Raw genomic sequence first — 17,705 nt, 5'->3', positions numbered from 1 at the left:
ATATGGAACGAGCCAAATTTGCCGTCATTATGGCTGGAGGAGTGGGAAGCAGGTTTTGGCCATTAAGTCGCAATCAAAGACCAAAACAATTCCTTGATATTCTGGGAACAGGAAAATCTTTACTGCAAATGACCTTTGACCGGTTGTGCAAAATAACATCTCCTGAATGCATTTTAGTTGTCACGCATAAAGATTATTTTGCCCTGGTTCAAACTCAATTACCGCTGATCCTTGAAAAAAACATTCTCACAGAGCCTGACCGTAAAAACACCGCACCCTGTGTCTTATATGCAGCTCATGTGATTCATGAAATTTCCCCTGAAGCTGACATTCTTATTGCACCAGCAGACCATTTGATATTGAATGAAGTTCAATTTATAAAAGATGTGAATGAAGGATTTTCATTTTTGAAAAAAAACAATTCCATCCTGACAATGGGGATCCAGGCGTCAAGACCGGATACAGGTTATGGATACATACAATTAGTTGAAGGTGGATTGATTTCTGACGAGATTTATCCCGTAAAGCGTTTCGTTGAAAAGCCTGATCACAACACCGCTCTACAATATTTGAACGATGGAAATTATGTTTGGAACAGCGGGATGTTTCTCTGGAACACCCAATCCATACTCCAGGCTTTTAAGCAATATGCCCCTTCTATGGCAGTACACTTCACACCATTTGACAGAACCAGAATTGAGGAAGTTTATGCCCAATGTGAAAGCATCTCAATTGACTATGCGATCATGGAAAAATCAGATCAGGTTTATGTAAAAAGTGTTGACTTTGGATGGAGTGATTTGGGGACCTGGGGTTCACTTTACACCTTACTTCCTCATGACAAATTTGGTAATTCTGCCAACAATAATCAACATATTTTGGTAGACTCAGAAGATTGCATGATCCATAATGAGACCAATCAAATCATAGCAATTCAGGGATTGAAAAATTTTATTATCGTCAACACGGAGGACGCGTTACTGATTTGCGACAAAAACGACGAGCAAAAAATAAAACAAATTACCTCAGAGGTAGGAATCAAATTTGGGAATCATAAAACCTAGTTCAAAAGCTAAATTCTCAAACTAGTTTGGAATGGGATTCAAGCGGCAGCTTCCTACACCTATGTTGCACCTGCTGAAATTATCTAAGCTCTAAATCGCATCAACTAAAAGCGCCTTTACCACCTGTACAATCCTTCAAACTTAAATTAAATACTTACACAATGAAGGCTTTCAGAGGATCCCAAATTCTCATCCACCTCCACACTTTTTTAAGTTTAGTCATATCCTTCCTGGCTCCAAATTTTAGTTTAAATAAATTAAATTTTAATAAAACCCTTGATTTTATAATTGTTTCCTTATATTCGTAAGGTGGGAGCGGTAGCCAGGAAATTGTTCCTGAGTGCAGGTGCATAAAGTTTTATCGTTTTTAAAACTCAATTATGAAAAGTTTTTGTAAGCTTTTACTGAGCGTAATGCTGATTCATTCGAATCTTTTTAGTCAGCCCATAAATGAATTTGCAGCGAAAAGTTACCTGAGAACAGGTAACTCAGATGGCTACATTAGTCCGTTTATCGATGTAGTTGGTTCTTCGATGAATTCCTCCGGTTTTTCTTATTTATATGATTCTACTCAAAAGTTCCATATTTACGTTGGGGTAAATGTTACCTCTGCATTCATTCCGAGTAGTATGCAAAGCTTTAATGGAATCACAGAAGAGCCTTTCTCCCCGGAGAGGACAGTGGAGGTTCCTACAGTCTTTGGGACAAATACTGCTGTAACAGCCGTTGATGAAACCGGAGATTCCTACGTTTTTCCGGGTGGGTTTGGATTGAATAGGGTGAATTTACTTTTTCCATCTCTTCAAATCGGGAACTTCTTTAATACAAATTTGAGTTTTAGGTTTTTAGCATTGGATTTTGGAGGAGATCTGAAGAGCATCAAATTATTTGGTGGCGGTATTCAACATTTCATCAGTCAGTATTGGGGAGCCAAGGACTATTTCGTAGGGGTAGGAGCCAGTTTCAATCAAATTAAAATTGGCGAGTATTTAACGGGAAACAATATCCTGGCTCAAGTAAATGCAGGACAGCAAAGGGGAATTTTTAACTATTATGGATTTGCGGCTTATCAAAAAAATAAATATGAGTTTTTCTATGCGGATGAAGAAAATGGCAAAGGATCAGTCGTCTACGAAGGTGACCAACCTTTTCGACTTGGATTAGGCGGAGGAATACAACTTTGGAAATTTTATTTGCATGCAGAAGCCTCCGGGTTTAAACCTGTGGTTGCTTCGGTAGGTTTTGGATTAAGATTTAAATAATAACAAATAATTTCAGCTGAATATGAAAAATTTTTTACTCTTTCTAACAACGATTTTCATCCTGTCCGGGTGTGAAGAGACAAAAAAAGTCAAACTTGAATTTACCAGCAATCCGTCCATAATTGAAACAGGCGCATTTACTAAAACAGGTGTTTTGGTTGCAAAATCAATTGGCAAGAATGATATTATAAATAAACTGAATCTCGACTCTGATGTTGAACTGAAGAAGTTAATTATAACGCGTGTATTTACGGAGGTTCACTTAAATGATGTAAAAGCGGACAGCGTGATCTTTGACCTGTATTGTGACGCGATTCCAGGATTTTCTATTTACAAAGGATCTGCAGCAGTGAAGCAGGGCTTTTTCGAATTCGATCCACAGAAAAAACAGGTAAAACTTTTTGGGGTATCGCTGACTTTGACAGATTTGTTAAATACTCAATTAAATCAAGTAATAACCAATGGTAAGGTCATTAGTTTCAGGGCAGTAGGTAGAACTTTTCCGGCCGGTACAGAGGTTATAGGTACCGCCTATTTGCAGATAGATTTTGCAGCGACCTATCTTAAATGTGTTGAATGGCCGGATATTTTGATATCAGAAAGTGAAAATCACGGGGCCTGCAATTAAAAAATTCGCAACGAGAAAAAAGCGTATTTACTTAGAGATCTGTTAGATTTGTTAACCTCTCCATGAGATGGTCTTGTGTTGAAGTGGTAGGTTTTTAAGTTTGAGTTCAAGTATTAAAATTTCTGAGAAGTCTATATTCAAATCTATATCAGTTTCCTTACCATAGTACAATCTCCTTCCATCAGTTGCCAACACCTGTATAAATTCTACCGGTTCATTTGTTGTTATACTTAGTTTTTTACCTATTTGTTCAACTGTGAACAAGGATAAATTCTTGTTTGGATGGTTGGTTTGTGAACTTACTTTAAATGCACCTTCCATCAACCGAACAGTCCCATCAGCATTGTCAGACCATGAAACCAACAATTTATTTGAATGAAAAGCTACGTCCGGATGAGTTTGATTTCCATTCTGTTCTGAATTCATTTTGATGGTATTTTTTATGAACCCAGTAGGCAAACCAATAGAATAAGTAAAAAAGATGTCATTGCTAATATCAGTTTCTTGCCAAACCATTGCAACAGTATCTTTTCTACCTGCCATTCTTGGGTAATTTTGACTTTGTCCCCGCCCTTTTTGATGATCCATGCTCAAGACTTGTTCTAATTTACCGGTCGATAAATTATAGCTTGAATAAAAAATCTTTGGTGGATTTACCCTTCCACTCATCCAGCAAGTATGCAACAGATCATCATTAAAAAATCCGTCACCACCCGTAGATGGGCATGAAAAAATAACCCAGTCCTTGTTATCCAACTCGGTATGCAGGTTAAAATTTTTACCCCGGTCATTAGAAATAGCTACCGCCATATTGCGCACATTGCCACGGTTGTTTCTATAAAAAACAGCCAACCGATCTCCATCAGATTCCATGGCTACAGGACAACAATCACAAGCTTCTCCAAATTGAGGCTCCACCAATTCTCTAAAGCTGTCAAAATCATTTCCAAAATTTTCAGAACGTATACTTACATAATGCGGCTCAGACCAATCTTTATTAAATCTCATATAACTGACAATGGGTTGGTGATTATTATCTACCGCTACACCTGGAAATCGGCAATAAAAAGTATCAGGATTGACTATGGGTATTGGTTTGGTGAAATTTTGTCCATAATCTTCTGAACGCATGAGGTAGATTTTACCGGACTCTGCAGGATCGGTTTTAAAAACGATGTAAACAAAGTTATCCCTGCCTGCCACTTCTGTGCTGGCCCAATCATTTATAAAAGGTTGTAGACCATTTAGATTTGGCGTGAAAATATTTGATACTTTTCCATTTTCCCAAAGTGCATATTGAATTCTTTTTGTCACCAACTGACCCCATAAAACCACCGCATGATCCCTATCCAAAAATACAGTTCTGGGACGAATGTTGGATCCGGTTCTGGCAGGATTAATTTTAATTTCAGGAGCCCAGATAATTTCTTGGGCATTGACAAAGTCAACCAAAAAAAACAAACATGCTATAATCCTAATATTGAACATAGATTAGAAATTTAAGCACACAAGTTAACGAAATTGGGAGGGTGTTGGTTTTTATTATAATGAGGTACAAAATTCTCTTTGTTGTGTTTTTTTAACACCCGCAATTGTTGTGCGTTTGGCAGCCAGTTACTAAAAGAATGACAGCTTATTAAAAGTCCAGATTTAAAGAGAAATAGTGAGAGTACAAACCTGCGCCGGTATTTCCAATGTTGGTCAAGGCATAGTCCAGGCCAATTTTGCCAAATTTCAGACCCAATCCACCGGATGGTTGCACACTGAATTCTTCTTTACCGGGAGTTTCGTCAGACAGGATGGTTTGAAAATTGGAAGCACCCAAACGGATAAAAACCTTTTGTTTAAAATCGAGTTCAAAGCCAAATTTTGGGTCTGCCACAAATTTATCGCTGCTGATTAATGCTGTTAGGGTACCATTAGTAGAAAATTCAATATCCATCGCCGTTGTAAATCCCAAACTACTGGTCAATTTCCAATTATAGGCAAAACCTGTAATCAATTTTGGGAGCGTATATTCCACGGAACTCACCGGCACATCATTTCCTGTTAGCAGTAAAGTGGCTTTTTCCTCTTCTGAGAAACTAAATTTATATGCGTTGTAGGTCGTTGTAATGTCCCTTCCCATCAGGCTAAAGCTGAGCCTGTCTCTTCGGTAAAGAATGCCGGCATCAATTCCAAATCCCCAAGCAGATGCAAATGTTCCAAAAGCCCTGTGGATGACCTTGGCATTGACCCCCAGTGACCATGGGCCATCGCCTAATTTTCTACCATAGGAGATGAGCATTGCGTAATCTGCCACGCTAAAAGAACTTAATCGGTCGTAATCAATACTTCCATCAGGAGCCCTTAGACGCAATGTGTTGGGTATGTCATCAATGCCCATTCGGATCAGACTGAGGGCCCCAAAGGATTTTCCTTCAGAATCAAATTTCTTTCCAAAAGCCACATAATCATAATTTCCGATGCCAGCAAACCATTCGGCATGTTGGGCTCCCACTTGAAAATTAACCGGTACATGAACCAAGCCCGCAGGATTCCAATATCCGGAATTTATGCTATTTGTAGTTGAACTTACTGCCCCCCCCATTGCCATTCCTCTGGCCCCAACACCTACATTGAGAAAGTCATTACTGAATTTTGGGGCTTGACCAAAAACAATGAATGATGACCAAAGGAAAAAAATTAAAAGCGCCAGTTTCTTCATAAAAATAAATATGGGGCTACAAATATATAATAAAAATAACTAATATATAATTACAGATGTAAATATCTAACGCAATTTCTGTAATGAATAGTGTTTACTATCAAAATCATGGAAGACTTGCCAATAAGGTGGAGCTTCTAAATTCGAAAGGATTTAAGGACCTTGTTAACTTAAATCGACGTCTCCCTCCCCCACAGTTTTGTGCATCATAAAGGCTTTTAGGAAATCGTCCAAACCTCCATTTAATACGGCATCGGTATTTCCGGTCTGATATCCTGTGCGATGATCTTTTACCCTTCGATCATCCAATACGTAGGAGCGAATCTGTGACCCCCACTCATTTTTCATTTTGGTTGATTCCAATTTTTCTTTTTCCTCAAATTGGCGTTGTAATTCTCTTTCGTACAATCTGGATTTGAGCATTTGAAGGGCTTTTTCACGATTTTGATGCTGGGACCTTTCCTGCTGGCACTCCACCACTATTCCACTGGGTAAGTGTCTTACCCGCACAGCGGATTCAGTTTTATTCACGTGCTGACCTCCTGCTCCACTCGACCTAAAAGTATCCCAATCCAAATCTGCCACATTAATTTCCACTTCAATGCGATCATCGACAAGTGGATGCACAAAGACGGAAGAAAAAGAGGTCATCCTCTTACCTTGCGCGTTAAAAGGACTCACACGAACCAAGCGATGAACGCCGTTTTCTCCTTTCAACATTCCATAGGCATAGTCCCCCTGAATTTCCAGTTCTGCCGTTTTAATTCCTGCAACGTCTCCATCTTGCTTATTTACAACCGTGACTTTAAAGCCACTTTTCTCTCCCCACATCTGATACATTCTGAACAGCATTGCAGACCAGTCGCAAGCCTCTGTGCCTCCGGCTCCGGAATTTATTTCTACCAGACAGCTTAGTTCATCTTCGGGTTTATTCAGGGTTGAGAAAAACTCAATGTCTTCAGTCAGTTTGATGCACTCATTGTATTTGGCATCAAGTTCTTCTTCGGTTGCCTCGCCGGCATCAAAAAATTCCAATAAAACCTCAAGGTCATCCAAATGAGACTTTGCATTCATATAGGATGAAATCCACTTTTTATGGGATTTAATTTCTTTCATGATCATTTCAGCCTTGTGGCCGTTTGACCAAAAATCAGGGTCAAGTGTTTGTTGTTCTTTATCTTCTAGTTCAAGGAGTTTCTTATCGACGTCAAAGAAACCTCCTCAACTCACCGAGCCTTGCTTTAAGCTCTTTTAATTGATCCAAGGTCATTAAAAGGTGATTTTACAGGTTAGTAATAAGAAATGTTCCGGGTGGTTCCCGGAACATTTCCATATAATTAATTAATTTTTATTTAGAACCGTTGACCTCCACATAAAAAACGAGGTCTGATTTTGCCGGGATCGTTGGAGGAGATCCAGCCTCTCCATAAGCCAATGCATAAGGAATAAAAAAAGTTGCTTTAGAACCGATTGGAAGCAAAGCTACCCCTTCGTCCCAACCTTTGATAACCTGACCCTGACCTAAAGGAAAACTAAATTCCTGTCCTCGTGACCAAGAATCATCAAATCTTGTACCGTCCATTAAAGATCCATAATAATTTACTGAGACCAACTTACCAATTTCCGGTTTTGCTCCTGAACCAGTAGTGTGAACGATGTATTTTAAACCCGACTCGGTTGAGATCAATTGATCTTTATTTTTACCGCTTTTAAAATCTTCAATCGTCATTTTAATGCTCTTTTCAATTTCCGGAACGAGTGCCTGCGATACAGCAATTTTTTCATTTCGTTCTTTAGCTTCTACTTCCATATCGGCTGTATATTCTGCTTCAGTTTTGATGTCAACTAATTTAACATCATACTCCAATTGGGAGATATCCGGAATTCCAATTTGTTTTTTTACATTTTCATCAATAACATGTGAAACAGTAGCGCTATCACCTTTGGACATGTTAATTAATAATTCAAGGATCGGTTGACTTTTAGTTAAGTCGTCCGTTTTTTCAATTTTAGGCAATTTGAATTTAATTACCGGCGCTTGCATTGCGGAATTAAAAACTACTGAGTCTTTAGCCCTTACCATATAGGTGAAGTAAACATAATCTCCTTCTTTGGCATTGGGACCATTTTCATCCTGGACGATGGTATATTTATGGCCATTGATGGTCGATTTTACGGATCCGCCTTTTTTGCAAGACACACTACCCAGCAAAACGGCAAGACATAATAACAGCAAATTTGATTTCATATTTAATTATTTTGTTTAATTTAATTGATTTGCAAAGACATATCCGGGAAATATGTCTTTGATTTTTTTGATGGTTTCTTCAAGACTCATTCTGGATGCACCTCCGGAGGCATTTCGGTGGCCTCCTCCATTAAAGTGCTCTCTACAAATAGCCTGAACAGAAAAATCACCCTTGGATCGCATACTTAACTTGACAATGGACGGTTGATTCATTACCAGGATTCCGACTTTAATACTTTTGAGCATCATCAAATAATTAATGATGCCTTCTGTGTCACCACGCTGAATGTCAAAAGTGCGATAATCGTCCCTGTTCAAATAAATAATTCCTAAATTCCATTCAGGAATGAGATCCATTCTATTGTGCAAGCAATGGCCAAGTAATTTTAAATACTTGTCAGGTTGACTGTTATTTACCAATTCTTGAATATGGGTATCTTCAAGTCCGTTTTCTTTTAATTCGGCCATTAACCTAAAAACTTCCGCAGAAGTAGAATGGTGAAAAGACCCTGTGTCTGTCATGATGCCCGTATATAAACAATCTGCCACCAGCCTTGCGATTGGCTTTGTGGGCTCAAGTTGTTTTATAATCTGGTAGACAATTTCAGACGTTGAACTTGACGTGATGTAGGAAAAAACCAAATCTGCAAAAGGTTCGGGATCCAGATGGTGATCTATCAATATTTTAGGAACTGTAGAGGTGTGAACCTTTAAGCCCATTTTATCAATTCGGTCAAGTGAATTAAAATCCAAACAAAATATCAGCTGAGCTTTATTGATGGCATTTTCCGCAACTGAGGGAGTCAGATCATAAATAATTATTTCTTCTGATTGAGGCATCCACTCAAAAGCCAGTGGGTACTCACTTGGAAACAGCACACTTGTTTTGTGTCCTTTACTCTGTAAATAAATACTGAGTGCCAGACAGGAGCCAATGGCATCTCCATCCGGATTTCGGTGGGAAAGCAATACAATTTCCTTGGGAAAGGCCAGTAATTCAGATAATTTGCTAAGATCCTCCATATAATCAGGACAAAAGTGAGTAGAATTTATGAAAATATTATTGAACAGAATGTTAAGATGTCGATAAAAAATTTGGGAGATGTTAGCTTTGCGCCTCTTAAACAATAGAAAATGGCTAGTAACAGAACCTTTACAATGATCAAACCGGATGCAGTGGAATCAGGTTATATTGGTGGCATACTTGATAAAATCTGTGGTGCAGGTTTCAAGATAGTGGCCATGAAATACACCCAACTCTCAAGGGATAAGGCTGCTGAATTTTATGCAGTCCATAAGGAAAGACCATTTTATGGTGAACTGGTGGATTTTATGTCACGAGGCCCTATTGTAGCAGCAATTCTTGAAAAAGAAAATGCTGTAGAAGATTTTAGAAAACTTATTGGTGCCACAAATCCAGCCAATGCGGAACCAGGTACTATTCGTGCCCAGTTTGCCAAAAGTGTTGGTGAGAATGCGGTCCATGGCTCTGATTCTGATGAAAATGCATCCATAGAAGGAGCTTTTCATTTTGCAGGAGTAGAGATATTTTAAAAAAAATATTGATAATTGCCTGAAGGGTTTTTCCTTGATTGGAAATTCTAACTTTCCATGTCAATGGGATAAAAACCGGAATAAACCCATTCAGCAGGTCCACTGAGCACAACATCAGTAGCTACTTTCCCATCCAAGTGCATAGATACACTTAAAATTCCACCTTCGGCATGAATGGTCTGAGCGATGTCTCCCTGTACCCCGCTTTTGGCAGCGAAATAATATGCTGAAGCTGTAATTCCGGTACCACAGGAGAGGGTTTTGTCTTCGACCCCCCGTTCATAAGTAGCAATATTTATGACTCCGTTTTTATTGTTAACGAAATTTACATTCGCGCCCTCCGGTGAAAATTCATGTCTCAGTTTTTTCCCTTCATTAAAAACATCCACCGCTGTAAGGTCTTCTACTTCCCGGATTAAATGAGGAGAACCACTTTGAATCAAAGGCCCAAGATTTGTTTGGTCAAAGGCCCGGATGTCCTGCATTTTTACGGACACATAATCCTTCTTAATCCATGCAGTATGCGGACCATCTGCTGCTATAAAATTCAAGGTGTCCAATCCAAGTTTTCTACTTACATATGCTGAGGCACAACGGCTCCCATTTCCACAAAATGTTGAAAATCTACCATCGGAATTGAGATATTTCATACGAAAGTCGTACCCTACTTCCTTGCATACTGCAATCAAACCATCTGCTCCAATTCCAAATCTGCGATCGCACATACGCTCAATGAATTTCTGCTGATGGAGGTCAAGAAACTCAAACTCAAAAAAGTCCAAAATAATAAAATCATTTCCTGTACCCTGGTATTTCTCAAAAGGGAAGTTTTTGATTTTCATGATCTAAAAATGAGGTTAGACGAAAAGGTGAATGTAATTATAAGACATCAGATCGATGATTTTGCCTGGTAACTCTGCAACAACTTCAATATGCTAAGGTGCATCGGTCTTAATTGCAATGCGTCCTGGAGTCCAAACCATCCTATTCCTTCAATGTCCTCTTCAATTTGAGGGATGGGTGGAGCTACTCCCTGATAACTCATTAAATACCATTTTGTTTTTTTTAGACATCGGGTATAGGACTTGTCCCTGAAAAAATGAAGGGTGGTTTCAAATTTACCATCCAGGCTAAGATTTTGTAAACCTGTTTCTTCCTGGCACTCTCTTAGGGCAGCATCTTTAAATTTTTCCTGCAGGTCCAACTTGCCTTTTGGCAAATCCCAGAACCCCTTTCTAAAAATCATCAACAACTTATGGTCCAAATTCTTAATGATTCCTCCACCCGCCGGAATAATTAAAAGCAGACTGCAGACATCCTCATAAAGCTGTTCCAATTCTTTGGTAAAAAGCACCACATTACTAAACCTGCTTGATTTCTCAAGAATGTCCATAAACTGAAAAAGGTTCTTTTTAATACCCATGTAGGGCATTACCAGGGTTGAAGAATCTGTCTGATAATTTGACAATTCGGCCTCGGAAAGCAACACCAATAATCGGTCATTTATATAAATTTCGTACATTTGGCGCGTTTTCGACATAGGTTAAATCATGAATTTGGCAAACAACATAGCAGACAGATTGATGCAAATTAACGCAATAAAGTTAAATGCTCAAAATCCCTTCACATGGGCTTCCGGTTTGAAGTCACCTATTTATTGTGATAACAGGCTTATACTGTCTTTTCCGGAGGTCAGAAAAATAGTTGTAGCAGCCTTGGTGAGAGAAGCCTTGAGTTTTGAAGGTATGAATGCTGTCGCAGGGGTAGCCACTGCCGGCATTGCCTGGGGAGCATTGGTTGCAGACCGACTTGACCTGCCATTCTGCTATGTAAGAAGCAAACCCAAAGAACATGGAATGAAAAACCTAATCGAGGGGGAATTACCTGAAAATTCAAAGGTTTTGGTCATTGAAGACCTAGTATCGACCGGTGGAAGTTCAATGGAAGCGGTTCAAGCTTTGCTGCAACCATCCTATGAAGTGGTTGGAGTACTTTCTATCTTCCAATATGGCTTCCTCTCAGCTGTTGAAAAATTTAATGACAAAAATGTAAAATTCAAGTCCTTAACTGACTTTCAGACACTTTTGGTACGCGCTTTGCAAGCAAATTATATCTCTTCCGCCGATTACGAAAATTTAAAATCCTGGAACCTTAATCCGAAGTTATGGTCAGATCAATTTATCAACCATAATTAAGCCCAACTATATGTCAATAATTACTAAAAAATCAGAAGAATTCTTATTCGAATATTTGAACAATGCATCTCCCACCGGACATGAAGCTGAAGGTCAGAAAATATGGCTCAAATACATTAAACCATTTATTGACGAATGGCATCTGGACTACTATGGCACTCTGTATGGGGTTATTAATCCGGGAATGGATTTCAGAGTAATAATAGAAGGCCACTCAGATGAGATCTCCTGGATGGTAAATTATATAACTGATGATGGTTTTATTTATGTAATCAGGAATGGCGGTGCCGATCAATCTATAGCCCCCTCAAAAAGAGTGAATATCCATACCCCGAAAGGAATCGTGAAAGGAATTTTTGGCTGGCCTGCAATTCATATGAGGAAGGGCAATGACACCAATCTCACTGCGACCATTGAGAACATATTTATCGACATTGGTGCTAAGGATAAAGAGGAAGTGGAGAAAATGGGCATTCACATTGGATGTGTCATTACCTACGAAGATGAGCTTATAAAATTGAACAACAAATACTACGTCGGTCGAGCTCTGGACAATAGAATGGGTGGATTTTGCATTGCAGAAGTTGCCAGGTTGATCAAACAAAACAAGAAGAAATTACCATTCTCTCTATATGTAGTTAATTCAGTGCAGGAAGAAATCGGGTTAAGAGGAGCTGAAATGATCGCGCAGACCATCAAACCAAATGTTGCAATAGTTACAGATGTTACGCATGACACCCATACTCCGATGGTAAAAACGAAAGAACAGGGAAGTATCAAATGCGGATCAGGTCCTGTAATTTGTTATGCCCCTGCAGTCCATAATAAACTGCAAAAAATAATTGTAGAGACTGCCGAAAAGAAAAAAATACCTATCCAAAAATCAGCAGCATCAAGAAGCACCGGCACGGATACAGATGCGTTCGCCTACAGTAATGGCGGAGTACCTTCCGGACTCATATCATTACCTCTAAGGTATATGCACACCACTGTTGAATCTGCAAATATTGAGGATGTTGAAAATGTAATTAAACTCATTTATGAAGTCCTTCTTAACATAAATCCAAAGGATAGTTTAAAGTACTTTTAACAACTAAATGAGACCTTTTATCGTCCCTTTTTTTTATGCAGTTATAGCTTGCTGTATTGCCCAGGGATTTTATCATTTTGCCTATGGCTCCTATCTTATTAAGTCAGAACAAATTTTCATACTGAGCGCCACTTTGGGGTATTTTATGTACCAAAAAGTGATTTCTCCTAATCTGGAACATGGCAAGTATTTGGTTTTTAAATATCTTAGTTATTTCGTACTTTTTATTTCTTTACTGACTGCAGGCGTTTCTATTTTTTTGATTCGAAATTACCAATGGCATTGTGTCTTTATGTTTGGATTCTTGGCCGTTTTTTACCATCTACATATAAATATATTCAAGCTTAGAGATTTTGCATTTATAAAAAACCTTTGCATAACGTGCGGTTGGGTTGCAGCCGCTATTTTTTATGTTGCAGAAGTAGATCTGTATACCGCGAAAAATTATTTATTGGTTGGTGAATTTAGTTTATTCATTTTTGCACTTACTCTTTATTTTGATGCCCTGGACAAGGGAAATGATCAGGCTCATCAACATGAAACGCTGTCTGTAATTTTTGGTGATCGGTTCAACTTTGGCTTTATCATGGTGGTACTCACGCTCGGAACCTGGATTGTTTTTGAAATGTACAGCGAACACCTATTTAATGATAAGACTTTTAAGGTATTTATAGGCACTTATGTACTTTTAGGAATTATGGTTGCAAGAAGTTACATTTTGAATAAATGGCACGACGACATTAAATGGCCGGCAGATGGGTTAATTCTTGCACAAGGCCTGGCTTTATGTCTAATTGAAAATTGAAAAAAAATTAGATTATCTATGCTCAATCAATTTTTAAAAATCGTTTGACTGCGAATTTCTGATGCTCATCATCTTTCAAACTGATTAAATACATTCCTCCTTTCAATCCGGAGAGGTCAATCCTTTTAGATTCTGTTAAAAAATTATTGGTTAACACTACTTTACCGAACATATCGGTAATTTGAAGGAAAGATACAGACCAAATTTCAGTATCAAGTTCGACTGTTAAGAATTGATTCGCAGGGTTAGGGTAAATCGAAAATTCAGATTTATTTTTTTTTCGTAGTCCGGTTTCCAAACAAATGTTTTCCCTGCTCATACTCACTTCCTCTAATTCAAAATTAAAAGATTCTTCACCCAACAACAGACTGTCATTGAACATACCTGTCACTTCATTTACCGTTACTTCATCCTTTGTTACCGTAAAGGCAAATTGTTCTGAACACTTGCCATTCAAATCATTCTTTCTTTCCACCACATTCACAAAAGATTCTGCAGATTTATTTGGTCGGGAAGCCATCAGAAATTGCTGCCAGGCATTGTGGTAAACTATTGATGAACTTGTTGCAATACTAACTGACTCAAATCCGGATCGGTAATAGTCCACTATTTCAGGAATCGCATTTAAGTTATTGATTCCCACGAATCCATAGGCATTCCCTCCATTCGTGACCGGTTCTTGACCTGACAACAAAAACTTACCTCCACCAATTCTAAAATCCTCCATACGAATTTTGGGACTGTAATCTCTCCAAGTCCGTAAATTTAAGTCATTGTCTAACATGGTTATTAATACTACGCCCTGATCGGAACGGCCTAAGATAGCCTGACAAGCTAAATGAATATTTCCGGCATTGATGTCAAGAAATGGGAAATCCGGTCTTTGGATCCTTCCATTTATATCCTTAAAAACAAGATCTTTGGAAATGAGAAGATTCCCTACAAGTGATAATTTGCACAATATTATTTTACTAACTGAACTATTTAAAGCGGTGCTCAAACCACTGACAAGAATATTGTTGTCTGGTGTAATTACGATAGAAGAACCCACATCATTTACACCGGCATTGTCATTTGCTATGGTTAAACTAAATGCGAATTGGCCGTTTTCCGAAACTTTCCATACAGACATTCTCTCTCTAGAGGTTGGTCCCACCAAAGTGCTCCTGTTAGTTAATACATAAATAAATCCCCTGGAGTAATTAAGATCCGCAGCACTGTATGAATCAAGTGGATGCCCTGCTCCATAAAGATGTGACCAAACAATTGATTTATTCTCAACATTGATTCTGGCAAGAAGAACACCTGTTTTTTGCGTGGTCTTTGAAAAGTAATTAGCCAGAATAATTAAATCTGCGCCTACCTGAATCTGATCCTTTAGTAGTAAACTGGCATCGGCTGAGGTCATTTTGATGGCAAAAGCACATTCTGTTCTTTCATTCAATTTTAATAGTAATCCTCCGGCTTCATCCCGATCATTGTAATGAAAATTAACGGCTAAAATTGCCGCAGGTAAAGTGCTTGAAATAGCAGGACTTGGTGCACTGAATTCAACGACTTCATCAATTAGCATATTTTTTTGAATGGGAGCAAAACGATATACAGACTGACCGGAAACTGAAGTTGCTGCAATCATTACAATTGCATTCAAAAACAAACAGAGAAAAATATTTTTCATGTGAATTATTTTACTATCAATGTTTGAAATTTTCGGTAAGTGTCCGTAGCCAATTTTACTACATAAAGTCCGGGCACAAGAGAAATATTTAAGTGAATTAAATTTTGATTTTCAAAATTGTGATGAAATTTTAATTGACCCTGCATATTGTAAATACTGATGTTTCCATCGTTGGGTTCACTCAAATCACATGTAATAAAATCGTTGGCAGGATTGGGGGAAATAATAAAATTTTCTGCACTCACATCAGCTGTTGACACCTGATTTCCGTTTGTCTGAAAAGTGGTTTTAAAAATTGAAAAACCACCCCTTTGATTCCCTACAGCCATTTCTAGTATTCCATCCTGATCAATATCTGCCAGAGAAAGATGTGTTTTTTCTCCTTCTCTTAAGCTTCCATAATCAGTATATTCAATTTTGAAATCGTTGTAAATATTTGATTCTATGTCTCCGCATACCAATGTTTTTCCCAGAAATCCCCCGGCGAATAACTTGTACTTGCCTCCAAAGTCATATACTGTTGGTGAAGAATTTACTTTAGAGCCAATTCCATCCATTATGACTGATCCGAGGCATTGTGTATTTGGGAGTAAATTCGGATTAGGATTAAAAAAAGGATTTGATTTGGATCCCTGATTTTGAAAATAATAAAAGCTCCCACATGGTTCAAAATTCACGTCGTTGTTGCTGGTCAAGGAACCTACCACAATATCCAATAAACCGTCCCTGTTCAAATCCACCAGACATGGAGCACTAAAGCCTTTTACTTCTAAATTTTGAAAACCATAAATCGGATTTTTAAAACTAAATTTATTTCCGGGGCCTGCAGTATTTTCACAATAAAAAAAAGATCCATTGTATTCACCTACCAACAGATCCAGATCACCGTCACCATCCAGGTCACCGAATGTAGGGGCAAAATTATAACTTGGATCTTGACCTCCGCTAAATCTCTTAAAATTGAGATAATTACTGTCCACCAAATGGAATTCAGGACTACTTTTTGTCCCCTTATTTTCAAACAATATCATACTTGCCTCAAGGGTATTACCCTGAATAAATATTCCCTCAGTACCTACCAATAAATCCATTTTACCATCCTGATTATAATCAACAAAACAGGGAAATGCAGAAGCTCCAAAATCAAGCATTTCATCTACCAGAAACTTTTTACTTTCCAGATTGTATTTACTGTTTCCATTTTCAATATACTTTTTATAATAATGTACATTGTTTGTATTGAGTGCTAAAAAACGCTGATTAGGGGCAACTATTACGTCCTTGTTCCCATCCAAATCTACATCCACTTCAAATGCCCCGTTAAAAATTACCATTTCGACCGGAGTATTTTCAGATGGCCAGGTTTTGTCCTGACGGTTCATCCATGCATTGGTTTTAGTGCCTCCATTGTACAAGGCGATTAAATGCGCATTGGATAAATCTCCTACAAGTAGATCCTGCAACTGATCACCATTCAAATCAAGGGTAAGTAAAGTGGATCCTGAGTGTCGTTTTGAGTTTGAATTATTTTTTAAACCAGTTGCACAAGTATCCGGACTCCCACTCAGAAAAATATCGCTAGTAAATCCACCTTCGGAAAAATTTCCATAACAATTATCTTCCAAAACATATTTCAAAGAATCAAGAGACCATCCTCTTTCTACAGCTATATTTTTATAAAATTCTACGCGGGTACCACCTGGAGAAAAAACGAGTATATCCAAATCTCCATCCGAATCAATATCTTCAATAGTAGGCAAATCAGTATAATCTACCGGTATTTGCGTGAATTTATTTCCTCCGGTAGGCCACATTAAAATATTAACGAAATTATAGGTGTTCACAATTTTAAATTTTAATTCATTTCCATTCCTGAATCCTTGATGCACTTCAATGCCTGCAGGTCCCTGCGTGTTGAAAGAACTTGAAAAGATGTCCACAACACCATCTTTATTAAAATCTTTCATAATCACCCAATCCCTCACTCTTGGAAAATTATGAACGATGGTTGGTGTAAAATCGTACCGGCCAATTTTAGTATTGTACACAAACGGCATCCATACATCTCCATTTCGATCGAATAAAATTAAATCCTGCGTGCCGTCAAAATTCAAATCGCCCTGACTAAACTGAACATTGTTTACACCTCCGGTGGCGGGATACTTCAATACTTTTCCTTCTACTACAAAAGGAATATTCATCCGATCCAAATTCTGAGATTTCAAAAAAGTGACCAACCACAAGAAAATAAAAACTAAAAATCCTGTCCTCAACATTTTACTGTATTTTAATGTAAATATAAGCTAAATAAGGGTCGTCAATTGATTTTAACATTTGGGTAATTTTAATTTCCGATCTCAGGAGGAAGTTAGCTTCAAATTTAATGAATGAAGATTTGCGATGGTAATGAGTATTCAATTGTATTAAATAATTTCTCCAAAGTCAATGTAAAATTATTTTACCTCTGCCAAATT

At 38.0% G+C, this 17,705-nt stretch carries 16 protein-coding genes; 7 read left to right on the top strand and 9 right to left on the bottom strand.

Annotated features, from left to right (window positions below):
* The first annotated feature begins 2 nt into the window (after positions 1-2).
* The 3 genes from IPJ53_07595 to IPJ53_07585 all read left to right on the top strand — a co-directional run bounded on the left by IPJ53_07595 (position 3) and on the right by IPJ53_07585 (position 2,954).
* Positions 3-1,064 carry an NTP transferase domain-containing protein gene (locus IPJ53_07595; protein MBK7798959.1) on the top strand — a complete coding sequence of 354 codons (1,062 nt, stop codon included), beginning with the start codon at positions 3-5 and terminating at the stop codon, positions 1,062-1,064.
* Positions 1,065-1,444: 380 nt separating this feature from the next.
* Entirely contained in the window at positions 1,445-2,326 is an 882-nt protein-coding gene (locus tag IPJ53_07590) for a hypothetical protein (protein MBK7798958.1), read from the top strand.
* Between the two features lie 22 nt (positions 2,327-2,348).
* Positions 2,349-2,954, top strand: coding sequence for a hypothetical protein (locus IPJ53_07585; GenBank protein MBK7798957.1), 606 nt, complete (start codon positions 2,349-2,351; stop codon positions 2,952-2,954).
* 51 nt (positions 2,955-3,005) lie between these two features.
* Here IPJ53_07585 and IPJ53_07580 read toward each other — a convergent pair whose 3' ends face one another.
* The 5 genes from IPJ53_07580 to IPJ53_07560 form a co-directional block, all read right to left on the bottom strand.
* Positions 3,006-4,442 carry an exo-alpha-sialidase gene (locus tag IPJ53_07580; GenBank protein ID MBK7798956.1) on the bottom strand — a complete coding sequence of 479 codons (1,437 nt, stop codon included), beginning with the start codon at positions 4,440-4,442 and terminating at the stop codon, positions 3,006-3,008.
* A gap of 148 nt (positions 4,443-4,590) precedes the next feature.
* A complete protein-coding gene (locus tag IPJ53_07575; GenBank protein ID MBK7798955.1) occupies positions 4,591-5,661 on the bottom strand; it encodes a PorV/PorQ family protein in 1,071 nt (356 codons plus the stop codon).
* Positions 5,662-5,826: 165 nt separating this feature from the next.
* Positions 5,827-6,931, bottom strand: a protein-coding gene (gene prfB, locus IPJ53_07570) for a peptide chain release factor 2 (protein ID MBK7798954.1) whose coding sequence is annotated in 2 segments (ribosomal slippage) — positions 5,827-6,879 and positions 6,881-6,931 — 1,104 coding nt in all. Because the reading frame shifts where the segments join, the coding sequence is not laid out codon by codon here.
* A 78-nt stretch (positions 6,932-7,009) separates the two neighbouring features.
* Positions 7,010-7,909 carry an FKBP-type peptidyl-prolyl cis-trans isomerase gene (locus IPJ53_07565; protein MBK7798953.1) on the bottom strand — a complete coding sequence of 300 codons (900 nt, stop codon included), beginning with the start codon at positions 7,907-7,909 and terminating at the stop codon, positions 7,010-7,012.
* A 15-nt stretch (positions 7,910-7,924) separates the two neighbouring features.
* Positions 7,925-8,932, bottom strand: a complete 1,008-nt coding sequence (locus IPJ53_07560; GenBank protein MBK7798952.1) for a DHH family phosphoesterase — start codon at positions 8,930-8,932, stop codon at positions 7,925-7,927.
* Positions 8,933-9,043: 111 nt separating this feature from the next.
* Between IPJ53_07560 and IPJ53_07555 the strand changes: the two genes are divergently transcribed.
* Positions 9,044-9,463, top strand: a complete 420-nt coding sequence (locus tag IPJ53_07555; GenBank protein MBK7798951.1) for a nucleoside-diphosphate kinase — start codon at positions 9,044-9,046, stop codon at positions 9,461-9,463.
* Between the two features lie 47 nt (positions 9,464-9,510).
* On the opposite strand, the gene dapF is transcribed toward IPJ53_07555, so the two are convergent.
* Both dapF and IPJ53_07545 read right to left on the bottom strand, forming a co-directional pair.
* On the bottom strand, positions 9,511-10,305 hold the full coding sequence (gene dapF, locus IPJ53_07550; GenBank protein ID MBK7798950.1) for a diaminopimelate epimerase: 795 nt from the start codon (positions 10,303-10,305) through the stop codon (positions 9,511-9,513).
* Positions 10,306-10,352: 47 nt separating this feature from the next.
* Positions 10,353-10,985, bottom strand: a complete 633-nt coding sequence (locus IPJ53_07545) for an NUDIX domain-containing protein (GenBank protein MBK7798949.1) — start codon at positions 10,983-10,985, stop codon at positions 10,353-10,355.
* Between the two features lie 28 nt (positions 10,986-11,013).
* Here IPJ53_07545 and IPJ53_07540 point away from each other — a divergent pair, with 28 nt between their 5' ends.
* The 3 genes from IPJ53_07540 to IPJ53_07530 are packed head-to-tail and all read left to right on the top strand — an operon-like array spanning position 11,014 to position 13,553.
* Entirely contained in the window at positions 11,014-11,658 is a 645-nt protein-coding gene (locus IPJ53_07540) for an orotate phosphoribosyltransferase (GenBank protein MBK7798948.1), read from the top strand.
* A gap of 10 nt (positions 11,659-11,668) precedes the next feature.
* Positions 11,669-12,748, top strand: a complete 1,080-nt coding sequence (locus tag IPJ53_07535) for a M42 family metallopeptidase (protein MBK7798947.1) — start codon at positions 11,669-11,671, stop codon at positions 12,746-12,748.
* Positions 12,749-12,755: 7 nt separating this feature from the next.
* A complete protein-coding gene (locus IPJ53_07530) occupies positions 12,756-13,553 on the top strand; it encodes a hypothetical protein (GenBank protein MBK7798946.1) in 798 nt (265 codons plus the stop codon).
* Between the two features lie 22 nt (positions 13,554-13,575).
* Here the strand turns inward: IPJ53_07530 and IPJ53_07525 are convergent, their stop codons facing one another.
* Positions 13,576-15,231, bottom strand: a complete 1,656-nt coding sequence (locus IPJ53_07525; protein MBK7798945.1) for a T9SS type A sorting domain-containing protein — start codon at positions 15,229-15,231, stop codon at positions 13,576-13,578.
* A 5-nt stretch (positions 15,232-15,236) separates the two neighbouring features.
* Positions 15,237-17,507, bottom strand: coding sequence for a T9SS type A sorting domain-containing protein (locus IPJ53_07520; protein MBK7798944.1), 2,271 nt, complete (start codon positions 17,505-17,507; stop codon positions 15,237-15,239).
* Between the last annotated feature and the right edge of the window lie 198 nt (positions 17,508-17,705).

This window comes from Candidatus Vicinibacter affinis (assembly GCA_016714365.1).
GTDB lineage: Bacteria > Bacteroidota > Bacteroidia > Chitinophagales > Saprospiraceae > Vicinibacter > Vicinibacter affinis.
This window is presented reverse-complemented; position numbering and strand designations above follow the sequence as displayed.

Bases quoted from the DNA above. Each gene is read 5' to 3' on its own strand.
- IPJ53_07595 (MBK7798959.1), top strand. From the start codon at position 3: ATGGAACGAGCCAAATTTGCCGTCATTATGGCTGGAGGAGTGGGAAGC.
- IPJ53_07590 (MBK7798958.1), top strand. From the start codon at position 1,445: ATGAAAAGTTTTTGTAAGCTTTTACTGAGCGTAATGCTGATTCATTCG.
- IPJ53_07585 (MBK7798957.1), top strand. From the start codon at position 2,349: ATGAAAAATTTTTTACTCTTTCTAACAACGATTTTCATCCTGTCCGGG.
- IPJ53_07580 (MBK7798956.1), bottom strand. From the start codon at position 4,442: ATGTTCAATATTAGGATTATAGCATGTTTGTTTTTTTTGGTTGACTTT.
- IPJ53_07575 (MBK7798955.1), bottom strand. From the start codon at position 5,661: ATGAAGAAACTGGCGCTTTTAATTTTTTTCCTTTGGTCATCATTCATT.
- IPJ53_07565 (MBK7798953.1), bottom strand. From the start codon at position 7,909: ATGAAATCAAATTTGCTGTTATTATGTCTTGCCGTTTTGCTGGGTAGT.
- IPJ53_07560 (MBK7798952.1), bottom strand. From the start codon at position 8,932: ATGGAGGATCTTAGCAAATTATCTGAATTACTGGCCTTTCCCAAGGAA.
- IPJ53_07555 (MBK7798951.1), top strand. From the start codon at position 9,044: ATGGCTAGTAACAGAACCTTTACAATGATCAAACCGGATGCAGTGGAA.
- dapF (MBK7798950.1), bottom strand. From the start codon at position 10,305: ATGAAAATCAAAAACTTCCCTTTTGAGAAATACCAGGGTACAGGAAAT.
- IPJ53_07545 (MBK7798949.1), bottom strand. From the start codon at position 10,985: ATGTACGAAATTTATATAAATGACCGATTATTGGTGTTGCTTTCCGAG.
- IPJ53_07540 (MBK7798948.1), top strand. From the start codon at position 11,014: ATGAATTTGGCAAACAACATAGCAGACAGATTGATGCAAATTAACGCA.
- IPJ53_07535 (MBK7798947.1), top strand. From the start codon at position 11,669: ATGTCAATAATTACTAAAAAATCAGAAGAATTCTTATTCGAATATTTG.
- IPJ53_07530 (MBK7798946.1), top strand. From the start codon at position 12,756: ATGAGACCTTTTATCGTCCCTTTTTTTTATGCAGTTATAGCTTGCTGT.
- IPJ53_07525 (MBK7798945.1), bottom strand. From the start codon at position 15,231: ATGAAAAATATTTTTCTCTGTTTGTTTTTGAATGCAATTGTAATGATT.
- IPJ53_07520 (MBK7798944.1), bottom strand. From the start codon at position 17,507: ATGTTGAGGACAGGATTTTTAGTTTTTATTTTCTTGTGGTTGGTCACT.